This is a genomic window from Lacisediminimonas profundi, from assembly GCF_008831265.1.
GTDB lineage: Bacteria > Pseudomonadota > Gammaproteobacteria > Burkholderiales > Burkholderiaceae_D > Lacisediminimonas > Lacisediminimonas profundi.
This window is the reverse complement of sequence record NZ_VTTH01000003.1, coordinates 220,758-245,826: the sequence shown is the minus strand read 5'-3', so window position 1 is coordinate 245,826 and position 25,069 is coordinate 220,758. Positions and strand designations below refer to the sequence as shown.

General features: G+C 62.3%; 24 protein-coding genes. 15 read left to right on the top strand and 9 right to left on the bottom strand.

Going from position 1 to position 25,069, the window contains the following annotated elements; genetic code table 11:
- Positions 1–197: 197 nt before the first annotated feature.
- Positions 198–458: a hypothetical protein gene (locus FVE66_RS20470; RefSeq protein ID WP_151447461.1), complete on the top strand. Its 261-nt coding sequence runs from the start codon at positions 198–200 to the stop codon at positions 456–458.
- Positions 459–606: 148 nt separating this feature from the next.
- On the opposite strand, the gene FVE66_RS10880 is transcribed toward FVE66_RS20470, so the two are convergent.
- Positions 607–1,365, bottom strand: a complete 759-nt coding sequence (locus FVE66_RS10880; protein ID WP_206668752.1) for an SDR family oxidoreductase — start codon at positions 1,363–1,365, stop codon at positions 607–609.
- Positions 1,366–1,418: 53 nt separating this feature from the next.
- Here FVE66_RS10880 and FVE66_RS10875 point away from each other — a divergent pair, with 53 nt between their 5' ends.
- The 3 genes from FVE66_RS10875 to tfpB are packed head-to-tail and all read left to right on the top strand — an operon-like array spanning position 1,419 to position 4,615.
- On the top strand, positions 1,419–1,913 hold the full coding sequence (locus FVE66_RS10875) for a DNA-deoxyinosine glycosylase (protein WP_151447460.1): 495 nt from the start codon (positions 1,419–1,421) through the stop codon (positions 1,911–1,913).
- Between the two features lie 49 nt (positions 1,914–1,962).
- On the top strand, positions 1,963–2,799 hold the full coding sequence (locus FVE66_RS10870) for a class I SAM-dependent methyltransferase (protein WP_151447459.1): 837 nt from the start codon (positions 1,963–1,965) through the stop codon (positions 2,797–2,799).
- A 34-nt stretch (positions 2,800–2,833) separates the two neighbouring features.
- Positions 2,834–4,615, top strand: coding sequence for a type IV pilus assembly ATPase TfpB (gene tfpB, locus FVE66_RS10865; RefSeq protein ID WP_151447458.1), 1,782 nt, complete (start codon positions 2,834–2,836; stop codon positions 4,613–4,615).
- Here tfpB and FVE66_RS10860 read toward each other — a convergent pair.
- On the bottom strand, positions 4,569–5,504 hold the full coding sequence (locus tag FVE66_RS10860) for an NAD-dependent epimerase/dehydratase family protein (RefSeq protein WP_421829561.1): 936 nt from the start codon (positions 5,502–5,504) through the stop codon (positions 4,569–4,571). The two genes, tfpB and FVE66_RS10860, sit on opposite strands and share 47 nt — an antisense overlap.
- A gap of 45 nt (positions 5,505–5,549) precedes the next feature.
- Here FVE66_RS10860 and FVE66_RS10855 point away from each other — a divergent pair, with 45 nt between their 5' ends.
- The 3 genes from FVE66_RS10855 to FVE66_RS10845 all read left to right on the top strand — a co-directional run bounded on the left by FVE66_RS10855 (position 5,550) and on the right by FVE66_RS10845 (position 8,644).
- A complete protein-coding gene (locus FVE66_RS10855) occupies positions 5,550–6,578 on the top strand; it encodes a CDP-6-deoxy-delta-3,4-glucoseen reductase (protein WP_151447457.1) in 1,029 nt (342 codons plus the stop codon).
- Positions 6,579–6,800: 222 nt separating this feature from the next.
- On the top strand, positions 6,801–8,000 hold the full coding sequence (locus FVE66_RS10850) for an acetylornithine transaminase (RefSeq protein WP_151447456.1): 1,200 nt from the start codon (positions 6,801–6,803) through the stop codon (positions 7,998–8,000).
- Positions 8,001–8,005: 5 nt separating this feature from the next.
- The gene (locus FVE66_RS10845; protein ID WP_151447455.1) at positions 8,006–8,644 is read left to right on the top strand and encodes an FMN-binding negative transcriptional regulator; all 639 of its coding nucleotides are present in this window, start codon (positions 8,006–8,008) and stop codon (positions 8,642–8,644) included.
- Positions 8,645–8,682: 38 nt separating this feature from the next.
- Here FVE66_RS10845 and FVE66_RS10840 read toward each other — a convergent pair whose 3' ends face one another.
- The 5 genes from FVE66_RS10840 to aceE all read right to left on the bottom strand — a co-directional run bounded on the left by FVE66_RS10840 (position 8,683) and on the right by aceE (position 16,161).
- Positions 8,683–9,333 (bottom strand): hypothetical protein, encoded by a 651-nt coding sequence (locus FVE66_RS10840; protein WP_151447454.1) that lies wholly within the window; start codon positions 9,331–9,333, stop codon positions 8,683–8,685.
- A gap of 207 nt (positions 9,334–9,540) precedes the next feature.
- Positions 9,541–11,331, bottom strand: a complete 1,791-nt coding sequence (gene lpdA, locus FVE66_RS10835; RefSeq protein ID WP_151447453.1) for a dihydrolipoyl dehydrogenase — start codon at positions 11,329–11,331, stop codon at positions 9,541–9,543.
- Positions 11,332–11,355: 24 nt separating this feature from the next.
- Complete coding sequence (locus tag FVE66_RS10830; protein WP_151447452.1) at positions 11,356–11,922, bottom strand: Ntn hydrolase family protein; 567 nt, start codon at positions 11,920–11,922, stop codon at positions 11,356–11,358.
- Positions 11,923–12,044: 122 nt separating this feature from the next.
- Entirely contained in the window at positions 12,045–13,367 is a 1,323-nt protein-coding gene (gene aceF / locus FVE66_RS10825) for a dihydrolipoyllysine-residue acetyltransferase (protein WP_151447451.1), read from the bottom strand.
- Positions 13,368–13,464: 97 nt separating this feature from the next.
- A complete protein-coding gene (gene aceE, locus FVE66_RS10820; RefSeq protein ID WP_151447450.1) occupies positions 13,465–16,161 on the bottom strand; it encodes a pyruvate dehydrogenase (acetyl-transferring), homodimeric type in 2,697 nt (898 codons plus the stop codon).
- A 289-nt stretch (positions 16,162–16,450) separates the two neighbouring features.
- On the opposite strand from aceE, the gene folD reads away from it, so the two are divergent.
- From folD to FVE66_RS10790, 6 genes are all read left to right on the top strand, one after another.
- Entirely contained in the window at positions 16,451–17,299 is an 849-nt protein-coding gene (folD, locus tag FVE66_RS10815; protein WP_151447449.1) for a bifunctional methylenetetrahydrofolate dehydrogenase/methenyltetrahydrofolate cyclohydrolase FolD, read from the top strand.
- Entirely contained in the window at positions 17,299–19,350 is a 2,052-nt protein-coding gene (locus FVE66_RS10810) for a M3 family metallopeptidase (RefSeq protein ID WP_151447448.1), read from the top strand. The genes folD and FVE66_RS10810 overlap by 1 nt, the downstream gene beginning before the upstream one ends.
- 7 nt (positions 19,351–19,357) lie before the next feature.
- The gene (locus FVE66_RS10805; RefSeq protein ID WP_151447447.1) at positions 19,358–19,969 is read left to right on the top strand and encodes a glutaredoxin family protein; all 612 of its coding nucleotides are present in this window, start codon (positions 19,358–19,360) and stop codon (positions 19,967–19,969) included.
- A 59-nt stretch (positions 19,970–20,028) separates the two neighbouring features.
- Positions 20,029–20,469, top strand: coding sequence for a DNA polymerase III subunit chi (locus FVE66_RS10800; protein ID WP_151447446.1), 441 nt, complete (start codon positions 20,029–20,031; stop codon positions 20,467–20,469).
- Positions 20,450–20,887: a hypothetical protein gene (locus FVE66_RS10795; protein WP_151447445.1), complete on the top strand. Its 438-nt coding sequence runs from the start codon at positions 20,450–20,452 to the stop codon at positions 20,885–20,887. The genes FVE66_RS10800 and FVE66_RS10795 overlap by 20 nt, the downstream gene beginning before the upstream one ends.
- A 238-nt stretch (positions 20,888–21,125) precedes the next feature.
- A complete protein-coding gene (locus tag FVE66_RS10790) occupies positions 21,126–22,442 on the top strand; it encodes a D-amino acid dehydrogenase (protein ID WP_151447444.1) in 1,317 nt (438 codons plus the stop codon).
- 58 nt (positions 22,443–22,500) lie between these two features.
- On the opposite strand, the gene FVE66_RS10785 is transcribed toward FVE66_RS10790, so the two are convergent.
- Positions 22,501–23,010 carry an Lrp/AsnC family transcriptional regulator gene (locus FVE66_RS10785; protein ID WP_151447443.1) on the bottom strand — a complete coding sequence of 170 codons (510 nt, stop codon included), beginning with the start codon at positions 23,008–23,010 and terminating at the stop codon, positions 22,501–22,503.
- Positions 23,011–23,140: 130 nt separating this feature from the next.
- Here FVE66_RS10785 and FVE66_RS10780 point away from each other — a divergent pair, with 130 nt between their 5' ends.
- The gene (locus FVE66_RS10780) at positions 23,141–24,289 is read left to right on the top strand and encodes a branched-chain amino acid ABC transporter substrate-binding protein (protein WP_151447442.1); all 1,149 of its coding nucleotides are present in this window, start codon (positions 23,141–23,143) and stop codon (positions 24,287–24,289) included.
- Positions 24,290–24,380: 91 nt separating this feature from the next.
- On the opposite strand, the gene FVE66_RS10775 is transcribed toward FVE66_RS10780, so the two are convergent.
- Positions 24,381–24,689 carry a c-type cytochrome gene (locus FVE66_RS10775; protein WP_151447441.1) on the bottom strand — a complete coding sequence of 103 codons (309 nt, stop codon included), beginning with the start codon at positions 24,687–24,689 and terminating at the stop codon, positions 24,381–24,383.
- A 157-nt stretch (positions 24,690–24,846) separates the two neighbouring features.
- Here FVE66_RS10775 and FVE66_RS10770 point away from each other — a divergent pair, with 157 nt between their 5' ends.
- On the top strand, positions 24,847–25,062 hold the full coding sequence (locus tag FVE66_RS10770; RefSeq protein WP_151447440.1) for a TIGR04438 family Trp-rich protein: 216 nt from the start codon (positions 24,847–24,849) through the stop codon (positions 25,060–25,062).
- The last annotated feature ends 7 nt before the right edge of the window (positions 25,063–25,069 follow it).

Below are 25,069 nucleotides of genomic sequence, written 5' to 3'. Positions count from 1 at the left end.
CAACACACAATTATTTACACGCTACCGCAACAGGAACAAGTCTATTGTGCGTTCGCAATAAAATTTTCAGATATAATCTTCGGCTGGAGTGTTTCCCCATGATGCTTGCGTGTCAGGGGGATTCAAACCAATCGAGCGATAATTACCGGTAATTATTCATCGTTACATATTATTTGATTTATTTCTGAGGAATAAACATGAAAAAGACATTGTTGATCGCTTCCCTGCTGGCTGTTGCCCTGGCCGCTTGCGGCAAGAAAGAAGAAGCAGCTGCTCCTGCTGCTCCTGCTGCTGCTCCTGCCGCTTCGGCACCTGCTGCTGCTCCTGCAGCTCCTGCTGCTTCGGCTCCGGCTGACGCTGCTGCTGCTCCTGCAGCCGCTCCTGCTGCTTCGGCACCGGCCGCTTCGGCTCCGGCTGCTTCGGCACCTGCAGCTGCTGCTCCTGCAGCATCGAAGTAATCCAGCTCGCCTGGAAAGAAAACCGGCCTTCGGGCCGGTTTTTTTACGCCTGTTGATTCCGGCACGCAGGGATAATGGGACCGCGACATGTGGCAGGTTTTCTCCTCATGACGAGCTCGTACCGCTGGATTTTTTCCAGTATCACTGATCACCGGCCACCGGTGACATCGATGATTGCCCCGGCAACATACGATGCCTGCTCCGACAACAACCACAGTATTGCCTGTGCCACTTCCTCCGGTTGCCCGCCGCGCAACATCGGCACACTTTGGCTTACGCGCTCGACCCGGTCCGGTTCGCCGCCGCTGGCGTGAATCCCGGTATGAATCACACCCGGCCGCACTGCATTCACACGGATGCCCTCCCCCGCCACTTCCTTGGCCAGGCCCAGGGTAAAAGTGTCGATCGCCCCTTTGGAAGCGGCGTAATCGATATATTCGCCGGGGGCGCCAAGACGAGCCGCAACCGAGGACAGGTTGACGATCGCGCCGCCCTGACCGCCATTGCGCGTCGACATCCGCCGTATTGCCTCGCGCGCGCAAATGAAACTGCCGATCACGTTCGTAGAAAAGACGCGCTGCAGGCGCGCCGCCTGCATGTGCTCCACCCGCGATTGCATTTCCAGCATGCCGGCATTGTTGACCAGCGCATCGAGCCGGCCGAATTCACGGTCGACCGCTTCGAACAGGGCGACGATATCGTTCTCGTCGGCGACGTCGCAGGGCAGCGCCAGTGCCTGCCCGCCGCCACGCCGGATTTCCTCAGCCACCGCCTCGGCGGCGCTGCGCGCGCTGCGGTAGCTGATGCAGACCCGATATCCGTTTTGCGCAGCAAGCAAGGCCGTTGCCGCACCTATGCCCCGGCTGCCACCGGTGATGAGCACCACCTTGTCAATCCTGTCCGCCATGTCAACCTCCTGTCCCCGGGTGATGGATTCTCGCCGACCACTATAATCGAAGCATGCAAGCACACGACGCCGAACTGCTGACCGGTCTTCCTCCCGTACTTGACCGGAACGTCCGGGTGCTGATCCTCGGCAGCTTTCCCGGCGCCGCGTCATTGGCAGCCGGACAGTACTATGCCCATCCACGCAATCAATTCTGGCGCCTGCTCGGGGCGGCAATCGGCGAGGACCTGGCCGCGCTTCCCTATCCGCAACGCCTTGTTCGCCTGCTCGCGCACCGTATCGGCCTGTGGGACGTGATCGCAGCCTGCAACCGCAACGGCAGCCTCGACACGGCGATCCGCGATCCGCGCGCCAACGATTTCACCCGGCTCCGGCAACTCTGCCCGGCGCTGCGCCGCGTTTGCTTCAATGGCAAGACAGCGGGCCGCCATGCGAAAGATTTCGAGGCCGCCGGATTCGAGACGCTGGTGCTGCCTTCTTCCTCCCCCGCACACGCCGCGCTGGGATTCGAGCAGAAACTTGCGTCGTGGCAGGCGCTGGCCGGATAATGCGGCCTCCCCTCCCGCCGCATTATCCGGCCAGCGCCCGCCTCAAGTCATGCTGATCAAACGAAAATCCATAGAAAACGAACAAGCCCATCGCCCATCCGCCAGAAAAGCCGAGGCAGGGGCACCCCCCGGGCGCCGCAAGCCGAAATATGCGCCGGTCACCCTGTCCGAGATGGATGGTGTGCGCTACCTCCATTTCGGCACCGAGTGGGTGCAGGGTGCGATGCGCATTCGCAAGCCGAACTGGATCGAACTGGAATACGCCCAGCAGATGATGGCGTGGATGCTGTTCATCGATTCGCCACGCCACATCGTGCAACTGGGACTGGGTACCGGCGCCCTGACCAAGTTCTGTCACCAGCAATTCCCCGAAGCGCGCGTGACTGCAGTGGAACTCAACCCTTCAGTCATCCGCATCTGCGAGGAAATGTTCAAGCTGCCGCCCAATGACGACCTGCTGACGGTGCTGGAAATGGATGCGCTCGACTACATGCAGCAGGCCGCTGCCACACCCGGGCAGATCGATGTGCTGCAAATCGACCTGTACGACGCCACTGCCCGCGGCCCGGTGCTGGATACGCCCGAGTTCTATTCCGATTGCGCTGCCGCGCTTTCGCCGGGCGGTGTGGCAACCGTCAACCTGTTCGGCGATCATCCCAGCTTCAAGCGCAACATCAAGGCGATGCGCTATGCCTTCAATACGGTGATCACCCTGCCCGAGGTACATGACGGCAATGTGGTCGCGCTCTGCTTCAATACGCTGCCGGTGCTGGATTTCTCGCTGCTGTATGAAGAAGCCGCGAACATCAAGGAAGCTACCCGGCTGCCAGCACGCAGTTGGGTAAATGGCATCAAGTCGGCGCTGGATCACGGCTCTGCTGACTGACCGCTGCCACGCCACGCCCTCACCGGAACCCGCCATGACCAAGGCCGCCCGCAAGACACTCGACCTGCAGCATGTCTTTTCCTGGCTGCTGACCGACAAGCTGATCGACAAGGCCGGTGCCAGGGCGCTGTATAACCAGGCGCAGGGCCTGCTGCGCAACGGTCCGACCACCATGCATCCGCTGACGGCGGTGGCGCAGTGCAAGATCCGCGCAGCCGAGCCGCCGCACCAGCCGATGACTCTCGAGTGGCTGACCGAGTGGCTGGCTGCCAGGATGCAACTGCCTTTTTTTCGCATCGATCCGCTGAAGATTGATTTCACTCGCGTGGCCGACGTCATGTCCGCCACCTACGCAGCACGATTCAATATCCTGCCGGTGGAACTGACCGCGACTGAACTGACCATCGCGACAGCCGAGCCGCTGGACCTGGAGTGGGTGGATGAAATCGCCAGGATCTCGCGCCGGCAAGTGCGGCTGGTGATCGCCAATCCGGTCGACATAGCGCAGTACATCAGCCAGTTTTTTTCATTGGCAAAATCGATCCGGGACGCCAACCGCGCCAGCGGCCAGGACCTCGCGCTGCGCAACAATTTCGAGCAACTGGTAGAACTGGGCCGCAGCAACAAGCAGGTTGACGCCAACGACCAGCACATCATCAACATCGTCGACTGGTTGTGGCAATACGCGTTCGAGCAACGCGCATCCGACATCCACCTGGAACCAAAGCGCGACTTCTGCGCGGTGCGCTTCCGTATCGACGGCGTGCTGCACCAGGTCTACCAGGTGCCGGCCGTGGTGATGATCGCGATGACCGCGCGCATCAAGCTGCTCGGCCGCATGGACGTGATCGAGAAGCGGCGGCCGCAGGACGGCCGGATCAAGACCCGCACCAATGCCGGCCAGGAAGTCGAATTACGGCTATCCACCCTCCCCACTGCATTCGGCGAGAAGCTGGTGATGCGTATCTTCGATCCCGAAGTAGTGGTCAAGACACTGCCGGAGCTCGGCTTCCCGCCTGACGATGCTGCCCGCTGGGATGCGCTGACCAGCCGCCCGCACGGCATCGTGCTGGTCACCGGGCCGACCGGATCGGGCAAGACCACCACGCTTTACACCACGCTCAAGGCGCTGGCGACACCCCAGGTGAATGTCTGCACGGTCGAGGACCCGATCGAAATGGTGGAGGCCTCGTTCAACCAGATGCAGGTCCAGCACGGCATCGACCTGTCGTTTGCGGATGGCGTGCGGGCGCTGATGCGGCAGGATCCGGACATCATCATGATCGGCGAGATCCGCGACCTGCAAACCGCTGAAATGGCGATCCAGGCAGCCCTGACCGGTCATCTCGTGCTGTCGACCCTGCACACCAACGACGCGCCTTCAGCAGTGATGCGCCTGCTGGAACTCGGCGTGCCGCACTATCTGCTGGAGGCGACCCTGACCGGCGTGATGGCGCAACGGCTGGTGCGCACGCTGTGCACGCATTGCAAGGCGGTCGACGACGAATTCCCGGTGACGCTGTGGGAAAGCCTGGTACAGGAATGGCCGATGCAAGCGCCAGCCGCGGTGTACCGGGCGGTCGGCTGCCCGGAATGCCGGCAGACCGGTTACCGCGGCCGCACCGGTCTGTACGAACTGCTGACCGTGACCCAGAAGTTTTCCGGCGAGATCCGCGAAAATGCCGACATCCATCGGCTGCGCCGGCAAAGCATGGCCGACGGCATGAAACCGCTGCGCATCGCCGGCGCCGCCAAGATTGCCGAGGGCGTCACGACGATCGAGGAAGTGCTGAAGGTGACGTCCGCGCTGAGTTGAAGAATCTGAGGAAGCCCTGCACGTCCGGATAGCGCAAGCGCACGCCCAGCTCGGTCTTGATCCGGTCATTGGCCAGACGACGCGACTCCGACATGAACGACAGCATCATCGGCGAGACTTGCTGCTGCAGGGCTGCGCGCGACAGGCGCGGCGGCCGCGGCAGCCTGAATGCATCCGCCACCAGGTCGAAATATTCCCCCATCCGCAGATCGGTGTCATCGACCGCATGATAGATGCGTCCCGGCGCCAGCCGGAACATCGCTGCGGCAATGATGCGCGCCAGGTCGTCCGCATGGATATGACTGGTATGGACATCCTCGGCAGGCAGCAGCGCCGGCATGCCCTTGGCCAGCCGCTCCAGCGGCAGCCGATCCTCCGCATAAATGCCGGGCACCCTCAGGATCGCAAGCCGCGAGTGGCTGCGGCGCGCCCATTGCCGCAAGGTTTGCTCGGCGTCGACCCTGCGCCTGGCGCGCTCGTTGCGCGGCCGCACCGGCCGCGTCTCGTCAAAAAATGCCCCGCCGCAATCGCCGTAGACGCCCGTGGTGCTGACATAAACCACGGTCGCCCCCTCGGGTAAAATGGCGCTCAGGTGGCGCGTGCGCCGATCGATGGCGCCGCTGGACTGCGGCGGCGCCAGATGCACGATGAACGACGCCAGCCTGCCCAGCCGGGCCAGGCTGGCTGGCCGGTCGAGGTCGGCGACGATGGGAATGGCGCCGGCCACCCGCAATTCGGCGCGGCGTGCGGGCTGGCTGGTCACGGCGAACACCCGAAAGCGATCGCGCAGCAAAGGCAGCAGGCGCATGCCGACATCGCCGCAGCCCACGATCAGGACACGCGGCGCTCCGAACCGGGCTCCCGACGGGTATTCCAACGGGTATTCCAACGAATTTTCCAATTTCTCCACTTTCATTTTCATCATCGGGATTGTATGACTTTCCAGGTTACGGTTCAGCCTTCGGGGCACCAGTTTTCATGCGAAGAAGGCGAGAACCTGCTCGCTGCCGCGATCCGCGCCGGCATCGGCTTGCCTTATGGCTGCAAGAGCGGCGCATGCGGCAGTTGCAAAGGCCGGGTGCTGGCCGGCGAAATCACGCACGGCGCCCATCAGGAAAAAGCCCTGCCAGTCGCGGAGGAACAGCAGGGCTATGCGCTTTTCTGCTGCGCCACGCCGCACTCCGACCTCACGATCGAAGCGCGCGAAGTGGTCGGTCTGGGTGATTATCCGGTCAAGAAGCTGCCGACCCGGGTGTCCCGCATCGAGCGGGTCGCCGACGATGTCATCGTGCTGCACCTGCAACTGCCTGCCACCGAACCCTTCCGGTACCGGGCCGGCCAGTACATCGAATTCCTGCTCAAAGACGGCAAGCGGCGCAGCTACAGCATGGCCAATGCGCCGCACAAGGAGCCGACGCTGACACTACACATCCGCCACATGTTCGGCGGCCTGTTCACCGACCAGGTCTTCAATACCATGAAGGAACGTGACATCCTGCGTTTCGAAGGCCCGCTCGGCAGCTTCTTCCTGCGCGACGAATCCACCAAGCCGATGGTATTGCTGGCGTCCGGCACCGGATTTGCGCCAATCAAGGCAATTGTGGAAGATGCCATCGCCAAGGACCTGAAGCGGCCGATGGTGCTGTACTGGGGTGGCCGCCGCCCGCAGGACCTGTACATGAATACGCTGTGCGAGGAATGGGCGCGGACCGTGCCGGGCTTTCAATATGTGCCGGTGATCTCGGACGCCTTGCCCGGGGATGGCTGGAGCGGACGCACCGGCTTCGTCCACCAGGCCGTGATGCAGGACCTGCCGGATTTGTCCGGGCACCAGGTCTATGCCTGCGGCGCGCCGGTGATGGTGGACGCGGCGCGGCGGGAATTCTGCGCGCTGTGCAAACTGCCGGAAGAAGAGTTTTACGCCGATGCGTTCACTTCCGAAGCCGATCTGGCCGCCGGGTAAACACGCAGCCAGGTCAAAACCATCACAACTTTTTGACGCACTGCCCAAAAAACCCTTACTATTCATCCCATGAAAACGACAGTCACCTTTCTGCGACGTTGCGCCCGGCCCTTGTAACCCCGGATGCCTTGCATGTAAGCTCTTGCTGCTCAACAAGCCACAGGCCTCTCCTGTGGCTTTTTTTTTACCACCGCTTTTGCTTTGTTTCCCCGAGGACCCGCCATGGAATTCAGTCAGTACGACATCGACTCGCTGCTATCGATCACCAACCGGCCGGAGCTGGTTTTCACCGAAGGCCGCGGCATGTGGATGACCGACCATCGCGGCAAGCGCTATCTCGACTACCTGCAGGGCTGGGCGGTCAACTGCCTCGGCCACTCTCCGCAATGCATGCTGGATGCGCTGGAGGCGCAGGCAAAGAAAATCATCAATCCCTCGCCCGCGTTCTATAACGAGCCGTCGATCCGGCTGGCATCGATGCTGACCGCCAATTCCTGCTTCGACCGGGTGTTCTTCGCCAACAGCGGCGCCGAGGCCAACGAAGGGGCGATCAAGCTGGCGCGCAAATGGGGCCAGAAGAACCCGAACAAGAAGGGCGAAGCCCGCTACGAAATCATCACCTTCGACCACAGCTTCCACGGCCGCACGCTGGCGACCATGTCGGCCTCGGGCAAACCGGGCTGGGACACGATCTTCGCGCCGCAGGTGCCCGGCTTCCTCAAGGCCGAGCTGAACGACCTGGCCAGCGTCGAAAGGCTGGTGACGGACCGCACCGTCGCAGTCATGCTGGAACCGGTGCAGGGCGAAGGCGGCGTGATCCCCGCCACCAATGAATTCATGCGCAGCTTGCGCGAATTCACCGAGCAACGCGACCTGCTGCTGATCGTGGACGAAGTGCAGACCGGCATGGGACGCACCGGTGAACTGTTTGCCTACCAGCTGTCGGGCATCGGGCCGGACATCATGACCTTGGGCAAGGGCATCGGTGCCGGCGTGCCGCTGTCGGCCATGCTGTGCAGGGAACGCTTCGCCGTTTTCGAGCCGGGCGACCAGGGCGGCACCTACAATGGCAATCCGCTGATGACTGCGGTCGGCGCTGCGGTACTGGAAACGCTGCTGGCGCCAGGCTTCCTGCAGCATGTGAAGGACGCCGGACGCCACCTGGCGGAAACCTCGCTGCGGCTGACGGCAAAGCACGGACTGGAAGGCGAGCGCGGCGAAGGCCTGCTGCGCGCGCTCAAGCTCGGACGCGACATCGGCCCGCAGATCGTCGAACGTGCCCGGCAGCTCGAGCCGGTCGGCCTGCTGCTGAATTCGCCACGCCCTGACCTGCTGCGTTTCATGCCGGCCCTGAACGTGAGCTTCGACGAAATCGACCAGATGGCCGACATGCTGTCGGGCGTCATCTCCAGCCTGGACTGAGTTCCATGTACCTGCCATCGCATTTCGCGCAGGACGATCCGGCGCTGCTGCTCGATGTGATGCGCAGGCATACCTTTGCCACACTGGTGACGGCGGAGGACGGCGTGCCGTTGGCGACGCCGCTGCCGCTGCTGGCCCGGCGCGAGGACGACGGTTTTCGCATCGAAGGCCACATGGCGCGCGCCAATCCACAGTGGCAGGCATTCGAGCGCGGCGCGACCGCGCTGGCCATCTTCCACGGCCCGCACGCCTACATCTCGCCGACGCAGTACAAGAGCAGCGAGCGGGTGCCGACCTGGAACTATGTGACCGTGCAGGCGACCGGCAAGGCGCACACCGTGCATGACCGCCAGCGCAAGCTGGCAACGCTGGAACGGCTGATCGCCCATCATGAAGTCTCGTACCAGGCGCAGTTCGAACGCATGCGGCCCGAACTGCTCGACGTCATGCTGGACGCGATCGTCGCGTTTGAAATTCGCGTCGAAAAGGTCGAAGGCAAGTTCAAGCTGAACCAGCACCGGCTGGCTGACCTCCGGCCTGAAGTCCAGGCGCTGCATGAAAGCGGATCGCTGGATGAACGGGAAATGGCGCAGTGGATGAAGCGCCTGGGATACTGGATCGACAGCCCGCGGTCGGACGACTGATCAGCGGCCGTCGACGGCAAGGCGCGACGCTTGCCGCCTCAGCTGGTTTCCTTCATGTCGGCGAGGGCGTACACGACGTTGCGGTTGGTGATCAGGTAGTTGTCCACCAGATCGTCAAGCGCATCGCGAAATGGAATGGCATCCGAGGCGGACTTCATCGTGGAACGACTGGTCAAGGCTTCGTCCGGCAACTCGCTGCTACGCAGGTTGTACCAGCACAAGGCCACCAGTTTCGCCTCGGGCGACTTGTCGGCGGGATCCAGCGACAACAATATCTGCAATCTCCCGGCCCCGGTGGCGGCGCCGTTCGGTTGCCCGAGCAACTCGCGCACCTGCTCGGCGGCATCGGCCAAGCCATCTTTCGCGCCGCTGGCGTAAGGGGTCTCGATGCCCACGATCGAGCGGCTGCGACCCCGGTTCAGACAGACGGTCAAATCAGATTTGACGGAAGCGGACAGCTTCTCGAAAGACGGCATGCCAGTCGCAAGCGGGGATTTGAGCGGCGCCGTCGTCGTCTTGTTGCCGCCTTTCACGGAGGCAATGCCGCCAAGGCCAACGGCAGCTTGCGCCAGTTTTCTTGCCCCGTTTTCCACCCCTTTCCCGGGCTGCCTGGCAGGCTTTTTGGCAGGGGCTCCGGCATCCGGCCCCTTCCACGTCGCCTTCAAGACCGACTTGGCTATCCTGTTCATTCCCAGCTCCCCGTTTTGACGTTCACTTCGTCCCAGCTTGTCAAATGCGTTCGACTTTCGCCCAATCGATCGCTAGGTAACAAATTGATCGATTTAGTTCCATCAAGCAGTCCGGACTCGCTCGGCGCGCCGCAGTGAACCCGCCGCCGTAAATTCGCAAAAAAAAACGCCGGCTGGAAGCCGGCGCTCGGATTGGCATGCTGCTGCCTATTTTTTGGGCAGGTACAGGTCGGTAATACTGCCCAGCCCCATTTCGGCTGCGAACATCGGCGTCTCCGACAGCGTCGGATGCGCATGCACCGTCAGTGCCAGGTCTTCAAGGTCCGCGCCCATTTCCATCGCCAGCACCGTTTCCGCGAGCAGTTCGCCGGCATTCACGCCGACGATGCCGGCGCCGATGATGCGCTTGGTCTGCGGATCCCACAGCAGCTTGGTCAGGCCGTCTTCGCGCCCCATTGCCAGGGCGCGGCCGGAAGCGCCCCACGGGAATGCTGCCTTCTCGTACGGTATGCCCTTGGCCTTGGCCTCGGTCTCGGTCAATCCCATCCACGCCACTTCCGGATCGGTATAGGCAACCGACGGAATCGTCAGCGCGTCGAATTCCACCTTGTGGCCGGCAATCACCTCGGCCGCCACCTTGGCCTCGTTGGTCGCCTTGTGCGCCAGCATCGGGTCGCCACAGATGTCGCCGATGGCGAAAATGTGCGGCACGTTGGTCCGCTGCTGCCGGTCGACCGGGATGAATCCGCGTTCGTTGACCACCACACCGGCCTTCTCGGCTGCGACCTCGCGTCCGTTCGGGCGCCGCCCCACGGCCAGCAGCACCATGTCGTACAGCTGCGGGTCCTTCGGCGCATTTTCGCCCTCGAAGGTGGCAAGCAGGCCTTCCGGCTTCGCCTCCAGCCTGGTGACCTTGGTCTTCAGCCAGATGCCGGCATAGCGTTTCTCGATGCGCTTTTGCAGCGGCTTGACAATGTCGCGGTCGGCTGCGGGAATCAGCCCGTCGGCGAACTCGACCACCGTGACCTGGGCGCCGAGTGCGTCATACACACAAGCCATTTCCAGCCCGATGATGCCGCCGCCGATCACCAGCATCTTCTTCGGCAGCGCCCGCAGTTCAAGCGCGCCGGTAGAGTCGATCAGGCGCGGGTCCTCATACGGGAAGCCGGGAATGCGCGCCACCGAGGATCCGGCGGCGATGATGGCATTCCTGAAGGCGATGGTCTTGCTGCCCTCGGCAGTCTCGACCACCAGCGTATTGGGCGAGCTGAAGCTGCCGCGCCCCTGCACTACCGTCACCTTGCGGGCGCGGGCGAGGCCGGACAGGCCGCCGGTCAGCTTCTTCACGACGCTTTCCTTCCAGCCGCGCAGCGCGTCGATATCGATCTCGGGCTTTGCCATCTTGATGCCGAAGTGGGACATTTCTTCGGCTTCCGTGATCACTTTGGCTGCATGCAGCAGCGCCTTGGACGGAATGCAGCCGACATTCAGGCAGACGCCGCCGAGCGCGGCATGGCGTTCCACCAGCACCACCTTCTGCCCGAGGTCGGCCGCGCGGAAAGCCGCGGTATAGCCGCCAGGCCCGGCGCCCAACACCAGGGTGTCGCATTCGATGTCGGCCTTGCCAGAAAAACTGGCCGCCACTGGCGCTGCGGCAGGAGCGTGAGGCGCTGCCGCAGAGGGTGCAGGAGAAGGTGCAGGAGAAGCGGCGCTCGCTGGCGACGGAGCCGGCGCAGCTGCGCTGCCAGCCGCGACGGCTTCGGCAGCTTCCAGCGTCAGCAGCAGCGAGCCTTCCGCGATCTTGTCGCCAATCCTGACCTTCAGTTCCTTGATGACACCGGCCTGCGGCGAAGGAATCTCCATGCTGGCTTTGTCGGACTCCACCGTCACCAGCGACTGGTCGACCGCCACCCGGTCGCCCGGCTTGACCAGCAATTCGATGATCTCGACTTCCTTGAAGTCGCCAATGTCGGGAACCCTGACTTCGATACTGCTCATAGCTGTTTGCTCCGTTTGCGCGGTTTATTTCGCCCAGATGCTGAAAATGCGGAAAGGTCCCGACGAACTCTTGTCGAATTCCGCTCCCGCCTGTACGCCGATCTCCGCAATGTCACGTGCGCTGGCGGCTTGCCCGTACACCGCGTGCATTGCGCCCAGCGCAAAATTGCGGCCGCTGCCGATACCCCAGAAGCGCTCGAAACTGAATACCTCGCGATACGAATACACCCCGAATATGCCGTACGGATTGGCTATCAGCGAAGTGATCTGCGACGATTCGTAAGGATCGTCCTCGTCTTCCTTGGGGTTCAGGAAGTACTTCTCCTTCAGGATCGCATGCACGCGGGAATAGGTGTCGAACACTTCTTCCCGACTGTGCAGCTTGCATTCGTCGCCCATCTCGAGCAGCAGCTTGCGCATCACCGGGAAGTGCGCTGCTGTGCCGGCCAGCGTGATGTACGAGTCGCCGACCTTGAAAATTTTCTCGTTTGCTTCGTATGCATTGGAAAGACGGGTATCGCCGAACGTGACCAGCGAGTCGGACGCGATCGCGATCTCGTTGCCTTTCTTGACGACGACGCAGGTAGTCATTGGTTACTTCTCCATCAGGAATGGTCGGGCCGCGTGCCAGCCGGTCATCGCATGGATGGCGGCCGGGAAAAGTTGAATTCTCCCACCAGTGCGGCGCTCTTTTGCGGCCCTTTCCCTTTGATCTATAGCAAGGTCTTGCGCATGTCGCCCAGCACTTCGGCCAGGTACACCGTGAAACGCGCGCCCATCGCGCCATCGATTACGCGGTGATCATAGGACAGCGACAGGGGCAGGATCAGGCGCGGCACGAACTGCTTGCCATCCCAGACCGGCTTCATGTCAGTGCGCGACAAGCCAAGGATCGCCACTTCCGGCGCGTTGATCAGCGGCGTGAACTTGGTGCCGCCAATGCCGCCCAGCGACGAGATGGTGAAGCTCGCGCCCTGCATGTCGGCCGGCTTGAGCTTGCCCTCGCGCGCCTGGGCGGACAGATCGCCCATCTCCTGCGCGATCTGCAACACGCCTTTCTTGTCGGCGTCCTTCAGGACCGGAACCACCAGGCCCTGCGGCGTGTCGGCGGCAAAGCCGATGTTGTAGTACTGCTTGAGGATCAGGTTCTCGCCGGCGCCATCGAGCGATGCGTTGAAGCTCGGGTACTTCTTGAGCGCGGCGACGCAAGCCTTGATGACAAACGCCAGCATGGTGAGCTTGACACCGGATTTCGCCAGCGCGGTATTAGTCGACTTGCGGAATTCTTCCAGCTCGGTGACATCAGCCTCGTCGTACTGCGTCACATGGGGAATCATCACCCAGTTGCGGTGCAGGTTGGCGCCGCTGAGCTTCTTGATGCGCGACAGCGGCTGCAGTTCGGTTGCACCGAACTTGCTGAAATCCAGCGAAGGCCATGGCAACAGGTCCAGCCCGGCGCCACCGCCCTTGGCAGAAGCTGGCCCGGCGCCCGCTGCGGCACTGAGCGCGTCCTTGACGTAGGCCTGCACGTCTTGCTGCGTAATGCGTTGTTTCGGGCCGGTTCCCCGCAACAGGGAAAGGTCGACGCCCAGTTCACGGGCGAATTTGCGCACCGAAGGCGAAGCATGCGGCGTGGCTCCGGGCACGGGAGCGGCAGCAGCAACAGCCATTTTGGCCGGCGCTGTCATGGCTGCCGGCATCGGCGCGGCAGGAGCCGGAGCAGCAGCGGGGGCGGCTACAGGTGCAGGCGCAGCCGCCGCTGCTGCTGCCGGGGCCGGGACCGGGGCTTCGCCTGCGCCTTGCGCTTCGACGATCGCCAGCAGCGAGCCTTCGGTAACCTTGTCACCCAGCTTGATCTTCAATTCCCTGATGACGCCCGCCTGCGTGGACGGGATCTCCATGCTGGCCTTGTCGGACTCCACCGTGACCAGCGACTGGTCGACCTTGATGGTATCGCCCACCTTGACCAGTAATTCAATGACTTCCACTTCCTTGAAGTCGCCGATATCCGGTACTTTCACTTCCAGCAAACTCATGGTTGTCGCTCCGTTCTAATCCCGCGGCAGGCAGGGCGCACTTGCGCCCGCCCTGCGCACGGCAGCAATCTTGTTGGTGTGAGTTACTGCGTAACTGTTATTGGGTGACCGGATTCGGCTTGTCTGCGTCCAGGCCATACTTCGCAATCGCCTGCTGGACCACTTTCGCGTCGATCGCACCCTCGTCTGCCAGCGACTTGAGTGCAGCGACCGTCACATAGTAGCGGTTGACCTCGAAGAACTCGCGCAGTTTTGCGCGGGTGTCGGAGCGGCCAAAACCGTCGGTGCCCAGGACCTTGTAGGCCCGTCCTTTCGGAATGAAGGCGCGGATCTGTTCGGCGAAGGTGCGCATGTAGTCGGTAGCAACCACGATCGGCCCCTTGCTCGGCTCCAGGCATTGCGCCACATAGGACAAGCGCGGCTTCTCGGTCGGATGCATCATGTTCCACCGTTCAGCGTCCTGGCCCTCGCGCGCCAGCAGCGTGAAGGAAGGAGCAGACCAGATGTCGGCAGCGACACCCCAGTCGTCGCGCAGCAGGTCAGCACCGGCGATGACTTCGCGCAGGATCGTGCCCGAGCCCATCAGCTGCACCCGCAGTTTCGACTTGCCCTCGGCCGGATTCAGCAGGTACAGGCCCTTCAGTATGCCCTCCTCCTGGCCCGGCTTGAGGCCAGGATGCGCATAGTTCTCGTTCATCACGGTGATGTAGTAGAACACGTCCTCCTGCTGCTCGATCATGCGCTTGAGCCCGTCATGCACGATCACCGCCACTTCATGTGCGAAGGTCGGGTCGTAGGGCATGCAGTTCGGTATGGTCGATGCCAGCACGTGGCTGTGGCCGTCTTCGTGCTGCAAGCCTTCACCGTTGAGCGTCGTGCGTCCTGCAGTGCCGCCCATCAGGAAGCCGCGGGCGCGCATGTCGCCGGCTGCCCACGCCAGGTCGCCCACCCGCTGCAGGCCGAACATCGAGTAGAAGGTGAAGAACGGGATCATGACGCGGTTGTTCGACGAATACGAGGTCGACGCCGCGATCCAGGTGCTCATCGCGCCCGCTTCATTGATGCCTTCCTGCAGGATCTGCCCGGCCTTGTCCTCGCGGTAATAGCTGACCTGGTCCTTGTCGACCGGCTCGTACAACTGGCCACGCGGACTGTAGATGCCGATCTGGCGGAACAGGCCTTCCATGCCGAAGGTACGCGCTTCGTCGACCAGGATAGGCACCACCCGCTTGCCCAGGCCCTCGTCGCGCAGCAGCAGTGAAATCATGCGCACGTAAGCCTGGGTGGTAGAGATTTCGCGGCCTTCCGCGGTCGGCTCCAGCACCGCCTTGAATGCATCGAGGCCGGGTACCGGCAGTGTCTCGTCAGCCTTCACGCGGCGCTGCGGCAGGTAACCGCCCAGCGCACGGCGACGCTCGTGCAGGTACTGGATCTCGGGCGCGTCGTCCGACGGCTTGAAGAACGGCACCTCGTGCAGCTTGTCGTCCGGGATCGGGATGCCGAAACGGTCGCGCATTTCGCGGATCGCATCGTCGTCGAGCTTCTTGGTCTGGTGGGCGGTATTGCGCGCCTCGCCCGACTTGCCCATGCCAAAGCCCTTGACGGTCTTCAACAGGATCACGGTCGGCTGCCCCTTGTGCTCAAAGGCCTGCTTGTACGCAGCGTAGATCTTGTGCGGATCATGACCGCCGCGCGTCAAGCGCCAGATATCGTCGTCCGACATGTTGGCGACCATTTCAAGCAACTTGGGATGCTTGCCGAAGAAATGCTTGCGCACGAAGGCGCCGTCCTTGGCCTTGTAGTTCTGGTACTCGCCATCGACGGTTTCCATCATCACGCGCTGCAGGATGCCGTCGTGATCGCGCGCCAGCAGCTCGTCCCAGGGAGCGCCCCAGATCACCTTGATCACGTTCCAGCCGGCGCCGCGGAAATCGGCTTCCAGTTCCTGGATGATCTTGCCGTTGCCGCGCACCGGGCCGTCGAGCCGCTGCAGGTTGCAGTTCACGACCATGACCAGGTTGTCGAGATTCTCGCGCGCAGCCATGCCGATCGCGCCCATCGATTCCGGCTCGTCCATCTCGCCGTCGCCGCAGAACACCCAGACCTTGCGGCGCTCGGTATTGGCAATGTCACGCGCGTGCAGGTAGCGCAGGAAGCGCGCCTGGTAGATCGCCATGATCGGACCCAAACCCATCGAGACCGTAGGAAACTGCCAGAAATCGGGCATCAATTTCGGATGCGGATAGGACGACAGGCCGTGGCCATCGACCTCGCGGCGGAAATTCGACATCTGGTCTTCGCTGATGCGGCCTTCGAGGAAGGCCCGCGCATAGACGCCAGGCGATGAATGGCCCTGTATGTAGAGCAGGTCGCCGCCGTGGTCTTCGGTCGGCGCGTGCCAGAAATGGTTGAAGCCGATCCCCAGCATGTTTGCCAGCGAAGCAAAACTGGAAATATGGCCGCCAAGATCGCCATCGACACGATTTGCCTTGACCACCATCGCCATCGCGTTCCAGCGCATCCACGAGCGCAGGCGTTCTTCGTATTCGAGATTGCCGGGGCAGTGTGCGCCAAGTTGGGCAGGGATGGTATTGACGTAGGCGGTATTGCTGGAGAACGGGATCTGGGCGCCGCGGCGGCGTGCCAGGTCAACCATGCGCTCCATCAGGTAGTGGGCCCGTTCGGGGCCCTCGTTTGCGATCACCGCTTCAAGGGCGTCGAGCCATTCCTGGGTTTCGACTGCGTCGGGATCGTTGGCGGCCTGGGCCAGGATCTGGTCTATCTGGGCGGACATGCTTGTCTCCTTCTCGGGGCCTGTCACAGCGGGACACCTGCTGCAGGCATTCTCATCCAAAATGCGACTTGTTGTCGCGCTAACTGACCGGATTCTAGCAGCAGCCTTCCATTTTTCAAAATGCGATATTTGATTTCATAATGCGGAATCAAAAGAGATGAGGTGCCGGTGACCGCACCGCGCTTCGCCACAATCGCCGCGCATTCCGGTATTCAGTCCAGACCGCACTGCAGCCCGCACTACAGCCCTTATAATTCCGGTTCTCGTCCAGCCAACCATCCCTCACTTCATGCCTGCACAAATCATCAACGGAAACCTGCTATCACAACAACTCCGCGCCGACGTCGCGCGCAGGGCGGCGGCCCTCACCGCCAAAGGCAGACAGCCGGGACTCGCCGTTATTCTTGTCGGCGAAAATCCGGCTTCGCAGGTATACGTGCGCAACAAGGTCAAGGCGTGCGAAGACAACGGCATCCATTCGGTACTGGAAAAATATCCGGCCGACATGAGCGAGGCGGACCTGCTGCAACGCATCGCCGCCCTCAATGCGGACCCGAAAATCCATGGCATCCTGGTGCAGTTGCCGCTGCCGGCGCATATCGACTCGCACAAGGTAATCGAGGCCATCGCGGCCGAGAAAGACGTCGACGGCTTCCATATCAGCAATGCCGGACTGCTCATGACCGGCCAGCCGCTGTTCCGTCCCTGCACGCCGTATGGCGTGATGAAAATGCTGGAGTCGATCGACTATCCGGTGCGCGGCGCCCATGCGGTGATCGTCGGCGCGTCGAATATTGTTGGCAAGCCGCAAGCCATGCTGCTCTTGCAAGCGGGCGCGACCATCACCATCTGCAATTCGAAGACGCGCGACCTCGGCCATCACACCCGCCAGGCGGACATTCTCGTGGTTGCTACCGGCAAGCGGAACATCGTCACGGCGGACATGATCAAACCGGGCGCCGTCGTCATCGACGTCGGCATGAACCGTGACGACAACGGCAAGTTGTGCGGCGACGTCGATTATGGTCCGGCATCGGAAGTGGCCGGCTACATCACGCCCGTCCCCGGAGGCGTGGGGCCGATGACCATCACCATGCTGCTCGTCAATACCCTGGAAGCTGCCGAAAGAACACTTTGATGAACAATCCCCTGCTCGACTTTTCCGATCATCCGCGCTTCGACGCGATCCGTCCGGAGCATGTAACACCGGCCATCCAGATCCTGCTGCAGGACGGGCGGGACATGATCGCCCGCCTGGAAGCGTCGACCGGGGCGCCGGACTGGGACTCCTTCGTCGAACCGCTGGAGAGCGTCACTGAAAAACTGGGCCGCGCCTGGGGCGTGGTCGGTCACCTGAACGCGGTGGTCAACACACCCGAATTGCGCGCAGCCTATAACGAGAACCAGCCGCTGGTCACCGAGTTCTGGACCGCGCTGGGCCAGAACGAAGCGCTGTTCGCCAAATACAAACAGCTGCAGCAGGCGCCGTCGTTCGCCAGCCTGTCCCCCGCGCGCCGCCGCATCATCGACAACGCGGTACGCGACTTCAAGCTCGGCGGCGCCGACCTTGCGCCGGACCAGAAAATACGGTTCGCGGAAATCCAGGAGGAGCAGGCCACCCTCTCCAACCGTTTCTCCGAAAACGTGCTGGATGCGACCAATTCATGGGAACTGCTGATCGAGGATGCAGCGCGTTTGTCGGGACTTCCCGAGGATGCGGTCGACGCGGCCAAGGCGCTGGCTGAAAAGGAAGGCAAGGCCGGCTACAAGTTCAGCCTGCACTTCCCGTCCTATTTCCCGGTCCTGCAATACGCCGATGACCGCGCGCTACGCGAAGCCGTCTATCGCGGCAATGCGACCAAGGCGTCCGAACTCGGCGAGAAGCCGGAATGGGACAACACCCGGATCATCGCCGACCTGCTGCGCCTGCGGCGGGAGGAAGCGACGCTGCTGGGATACCGGAATTTCGCTGAAGTTTCCCTGGTGTCAAAGATGGCGGAGACGCCGCAGCAGGTGGTCGACTTCCTGGAAGACCTGGCGCGCCGCGCCCGCCCTTTCGCGGAAAACGACCTGGCCGAGTTGAGGACCTTCGCAAAGAGCGAACTGGGGATGGACGGGCTGGAAGCCTGGGACATCACCTATGCCTCCGAGAAGCTGCGCGAAAAACGCTATGCCTTCTCCGATCAGGAAGTGAAGCAGTATTTCCCGGAATCCAAAGTCGTTGCCGGGCTGTTCGGCATGGTGCAGAAGCTGTTTTCGGTCGAGATCCGCAGCGACCAGGCTCCCGTCTGGCATGACGACGTCCGCTTCTTCCGGATCGAGAAAAATGGCCAGCTGGTCGGCCAGTTCTACCTTGACCTGTATGCGCGCAACGGCAAGCGCGGCGGGGCCTGGATGGACGACGCCCGCGGGCGCCGTGTTGCCGGCAACCTGGTGCAGACGCCGGTCGCCTACCTGACCTGCAATTTCACCGAGCCTGCGGTGGTCGACGGCAAACGTCGCGATGCGCTGTTCACCCACGACGAGGTCACCACGCTGTTCCACGAGTTCGGCCACGGCCTGCATCACATGTTGACGCTGGTCGATGAACTCGGGGTTTCCGGCATTTCCGGCGTCGAATGGGACGCGGTGGAACTGCCATCCCAGTTCATGGAGAATTTTTGCTGGGAGTGGGATGTCCTGCAAGGGATGACCGCGCATGTCAAAACCGGTGAAGCGCTGCCGCGTGCGCTGTACGACAAGATGGTCGCCGCCAGGAACTTCCAGTCGGGGCTGCAGATGCTGCGCCAGGTCGAGTTCTCGCTGTTCGACATGCACCTGCATTTCGATTTCGATCCCGACAGCGGCCGCAGCGCAGCCGACGTACTGGCCGAGGTGCGGCACAAATTCGCCGTGCTGGTGCCGCCGGCATTCAATCGCTTCCAGAACTCGTTCAGCCATATTTTCTCGGGCGGTTATGCTGCTGGCTACTACAGCTACAAATGGGCCGAGGTACTATCCGCCGACGCCTATGCCGCATTCGAGGAAGCGGCAGATGACGCCGAATTGCTGGCACATACCGGAATGAAGTTCCATACCGAGATATTGGCGGTAGGAGGCTCGCGTTCGGCGATGGAAAGCTTCAAGGCTTTCCGCGGCCGCGAGCCCACCATCGACGCGCTGCTGCGGCACAACGGCATGACGCTCTGACGCGCCGATGAGAACCATCGCCCTTGCCTTGCTGGTCCTCGCTGTCCCGGGGACGGTCAGTGCGCAGCTGTACAAGTGGGTCGGGCCGGATGGCAAGATCAACTACAGCGACACGCCGCCACCGCGCGATGCCAGGAATGTCGAGACCCGGCCACGGGCCGGCGAAGCACGCGGGGACGTGGCCCTGCCCTACGCGTTGCAACAGGTAGCCGCCGCACATCCGGTTACCCTGTACACCATGAAGAACTGTGCTCCCTGCGATGCAGGGCGCAGCCTGCTGGCGTCGCGCGGCGTGCCGGTCACCGAAAAAACCATTACCAGCAACGAGGACATCGCGGCATTGCGCGCCATTGCCGGTGGCAACAGCCAGTTGCCAGTGCTGGCCGTGGGCCGCCAGCGCCAGCAGGGTTACGAGCCAACTGCCTGGAACCAGCTTCTGACGGCAGCCGGATATCCGGCCGAGTCGAGGTTGCCGGCCGGCTGGCGCAATCCGGAGCCGGCGCCACTGGTGCCGCCGCAACAACAGCAAGCGGAGCAAGCGCAACAGCCGGCCAAGGCAGCTGCGCCTCCGGCATCCCCGGCACCGCAACCGGACGCAGCTTCCGGATTCCGCTTTTAAACATGGTCAAAAGCACGGCCAACAGCACGGAACCGGGCACGCCCAACCCAAGCGCCACCATGACCCAGATAGATTTCCATACCAATGTGCCGGACAAGCTGCTCTACACCTGCCGGCTGATTCGCAAGGCGCTCAACGACGGCTGGCAGGTCGTGGTGTTTTGCGGTGACGACGGCGAGCTCGGCAAGCTGGACCAGGTAATGTGGACATTCTCCGAACAGGATTTCCTGCCGCACGTGCGCGCGGAAGATCCGCTGGCCGCCAGCACACCGGTAGTGCTGACGGCCAGCGACGAGGCGGCGCTGCCCCACCACCGGCTGCTGGTCAATCTCGCCACGGTCTCACCCGCGAATTTCGCCCGGTTCGAACGACTGATCGAAGTGGTGTCGACCGACCAGAACGAGGTAGCACTCGGGCGCGAGCGCTACGCCTATTACCGCCAGCGCGGCTATCCCCTCAAACACTACAGCCGGAGCGCAAATGAGCAGCCCGTCACGTGATGCCGGCATACCGGTACTGACCGAAGTCATCGAAGCGGCGCAGGAGCCAACGGCCCAGGTCGCCGGTGCCGGCGCCCCTGGCGCCGCGGCAGAGGCATCGGCGCCGTTGGAAGTGCAAGTGCCGGCGACGGCACCCGCCAGCATCGAGGAACTGGAAGCCCGGGCGATCGCCTCGATGGGAAGCGCCGACTGGGCGCGGCTGGAGCGGGCACTGCGCGAGCGCATCCTGCGGCAGTTGCTGGCAAGGGTGGATACCACACTCGAGCACCGGGTGCGCGACAGCCTGGCCGATGTGCTGCAAGGAGCGGTCAGCACGCTGGCCACTGACATTCGCAGCGGCCTGCACCAATCGCTGGAGGAAATGATCGTGCGCGCGGTGTCCCAGGAAATTGCCCGTCTGCGTTCGACGCAAAACTAAATTTTTTAGCGGTTTCCTTTGTTTTTTGAACGCGGCGGAAGATCCACCTGCCGAAAATGGAAATCAATGACTCCATATTGATTACTTTCGAAATCAATATATTTTTAGAATGTTTTCTGGGGTGCCACTCAGGTCGGGCCCGGGTTCGCGGCGATACGATAGCCCGCGACAATGCAAAGGCCGCCCGACAAGACCGGCAGCGCCGCGCCGCGAGGGCCGGCACATTGGAGAAACGGAAATGCACGTAATCGTACTGGGCGGCGGCATCATCGGCACCGCTTCCGCATGGTTCCTGAACAAGGCAGGTCATCAGGTCACGGTGGTCGACCGCCAGCCGGGACTGGCGCAGGAAACCAGTTTCGCCAATGGCGGGCAGATATCGGTTTCGCACGCAGAGCCATGGGCGAATCCGGGGGCTCCGGCCAAGATCCTGAAATGGCTGGGCAAGGAAGACGCGCCGCTGCTGTTCCGCTTCCGACCCGAATGGCTGCAATGGAAATGGGGCCTGAACTTCCTGCGCGAATGCACGCAATCGCGCACCGACCACAACATCCGGCAGATCGTGGCAATCGCCGAATACAGTCGCCAGACTTTGCAGGATGTCCGTGCGGAAACCGGCATCCAATACGATCAACTGACACGCGGCATCCTGCATTTCTACACCAACCAGGAAGAATTCGAGCATGCCCAGCCTGCCGCCCGCCTGATGCGCGAGCTCGGCTGTCCGCGCGAAACCGTCGATGCCGCACGGGTCCTGCAGATCGAGCCCGCACTGCGGCCGATTGCCGACCGGATAGTCGGCGGCGACTACACGGCAACCGACGAATCCGGTGACGTCTACAAGTTCACCACCGGGCTGGCGCAACGGGCGCAGCAAGCCGGCGTCACGATCGAGACCAGTACCACGGTCACCCGGCTGCTGACGGAGGGCAGCGGCGCCGCATCCCGCATCACCGGCGTCGAAGTGATCGACGGCCACGGCCGGCACCGGGTGCTGCGCGCCGATGCCTATGTGGTGGCGATGGGCAGCTTCTCGACGCCGCTGGTCAAGCCGCTGGGCATCGACCTGCTGATCTATCCCGGCAAGGGATATTCAGCCACCTACCAGGTGCTCGATCCGGACGCGGCGCCAGTCGTGTCGCTGACCGACGACGGCTACAAGCTGGTGCTGTCGCGCCTGGGCGACAGGCTGCGGGTGGCCGGCACCTGCGAGCTGAACGGCTACACGCGTGAACTGAACCAGGTACGCTGCGAAGCGATCACCCGGCGTACGCGCGAACTGTTCCCGGGTGCATGCGACTATGATCACCCGGTCTACTGGACCGGCCTGCGTCCGCTGACGCCATCCAATGTTCCCTACATCGGCCGCACAAAGATCTCTAACCTGTTCCTGAACGCCGGCCACGGCACATTGGGATGGACCATGGGCTGCGGCTCGGGCCGCGCGATCGCCGACATCGTGTCGGGACGGGTGCCGGAGCTGGATTTCGCGTTTACGGGAATGACGGCCAGCGGGCGGTCCGGGGTGATGGCGGGCCAGCCGTTGCGGGCGTAATACGGCGTACCGACGTGCAGGCCCGGACCGCCTGCATGTCTGATTATTCTGCTGGTCTCTAGCGGCGCGCCCGCACCCCCACCTCGGACTCTTTCTCGTCAAAGGCAATCCTGGTCGTAAACTTCGCCCGTTTCATAGGGAAGCGCGACTGGAAGTTCCGCACATTCCCCGGCCCCGAGATCACCCGCCGGACAAACTGGTAATACGCGTCCATGTCGCGCACATGCACCACCAGGAAATAGTCGTAGTCGCCCGATACGAAATAACACTGCAGCACCTCGGCCTCGCGCCCCATGCGCGCCTCGAATGCCTGCATTTCCTCGTCCGACTGGTTTGCCAGCGACACTTCGAGGAAGGCCATCATTCCGTAGCCCAGTTCAAACGGATCGACCATCGCGACATCTGCGCTGATGACGCCCGCCTCGTGCAGCGCCCGCACCCGGCGCAGGCAGGTCGGCTGCGATACATGCACCCGCTCGGCCAGGTCCCGGGTGGGCATCTGGTTATTCTTCTGCAGCAGGTTCAGCAGCTTGCGGTCGACCTTGTCGAGGATATGGAGTCTGGACATGAATGGGCGCTGGGACAGAAAATCGGCTAGGCCTTTGCAGGTCTTTTGTTCTAAGGTAATGTTTGCCATCAGAAGGCACGCATGCAGTGTTGCAGCATGCTGCCGTTTTTTCAATCCTCGGAGGAATCCAATGCGGTCAAAAGCAATTCTGCTGGCAAGCGCAGGCGTCGTAGCAATGGCCTCGACCAACCCCACCCTGGCGCAGGAACTGGTAGTCAAGCTCGGCCATGTGGCGCCGATGTCCGGCGGACAGGCGCACTATGGCCGCGACAACGCCAACGGCGCCATCCTTGCCATGGAAGACCTGAATGCGAAGGGCATCACCCTCGGCGGCAAGAAGGTGAAGTTCCAGTTGTTGATGGAAGACGACGCCGCCGATCCCAAACAGGGCACGGCAGTGGCGCAGAAGCTGGTTGACGCCAAGGTAAATGGTGTGATCGGCCATCTGAACTCCGGCACCACCATTCCCGCCTCCAGCATCTACCATGCCGCCGGCATTCCGCAGATTTCACCCTCGGCCACCAATCCCAAATACACGCAGCAGGGCTTCAAGACTGCATTCCGGGTGGTCGCCAACGACAGCCAACTCGGCAGCACGCTGGGCCGCTATGCGATCGACACCCTCAAGGCCAAGCAGGTCGCCGTGATCGACGACCGGACCGCCTATGGCCAGGGCGTGGCCGCCGAGTTCATCAAGGGAGCAAAGGCAAAATCCGGCGGCTTGCAGGTAGTGCAGCAATACACGAACGACAAGGCGACTGACTTCAGCGCCATCCTGACCGCGATCAAGTCGAAAAAGCCGGAAGTCGTATTCTTCGGCGGCATGGACAATGTCGGCGGCCCGATGCTGCGCCAGATGAAACAGCTGGGCATCAATGCCAAGTTCATGGGTGGTGACGGCATCTGCACCGCCGAATTGTCCAAGCTGGCCGGCGACGGCTTGTCCGACAACCAGGTGATATGCGCCGAAGCCGGCGGCGTGACCGGCGCCAAGGAGAAGGACATGCAAGCCTTCGTCGAACGTTACAAGAAGCGCTTCAACATGGAGGTGCAGCTTTACGCCCCCTATGTCTACGACGCGGTGATGACAATGGCGGCAGCGATGCAAAAGGCCGGTTCGGCCGAGCCCGCAAAGTATCTGCCCGAACTGGCAAAGATCAAGCATGAGGGGGTGACCGGCAACATCGAGTTCGATGACAAGGGTGACATCAGGAACGGCACCCTTACCCTGTTCACTTACAAGGGTGGCAAGAAAGAGAAGATCGCGGTAGTCCGCTAGGGCTGGCGACGGTGCGCCCGGCAACGGGCGCACCATCAACAAAAAAGCGCCCGACAGGGCGCTTTTTTTTGTTCCGGGACTGGACCGGAGATTACTTCTGAGCCAGGATCCACTTCACCAGCGTATGCGCCTCGGCATTGCTGACTTGCGGATTGGCTGGCATCGGGACTGCGCCCCATGCGCCGCTGCCGCCCTTGAGGACCTTGTCCACCAGCTTGGCTTCTGCATCCTTCTGGCCGGCGTATTTTGCCGCCACGTCCTTGAACCCGGGGCCAACGACTTTATTGGCAACTGCATGGCAGGCCATGCAGTTCTTTTGTTTTGCCAGATCGGCGTTTGCCATCGCCACGTTCGAGACCAGCGCGCCGAGCGCAACCAGGGCAACCAACACTTGTTTCATTACTGCCTCCAGATTAAACAGATTCCGCATTCTAACCTTTTTTGCCGGAAACCGACTTGCCGGCAATCCTGCAGTCTTTAACTTACCACGCCCGGGAAATACGGCGGTTGACCGTTACAGTCGATGACAATATCCTCCGCTTCAGAGGAGAAAATTCATGCCGTTGATCATCATCATTGTCCTGCTGGCCGTGCTGCGCTACCTGGAGGTCGAACCGGTCGCAGGCCTGTCCTGGTGGTGGATAGCCGGCCTGTTCGTCGTGACCTTCATCTGGTTCGAGTTCGGCGAGAAATTCCTGGGGCTGGACAAGAAGAAGGCACACGACGAAGCGGACAAGATCCGGCGCGAACGGATCAAGAATACGTTCAAGTAGGCCCATT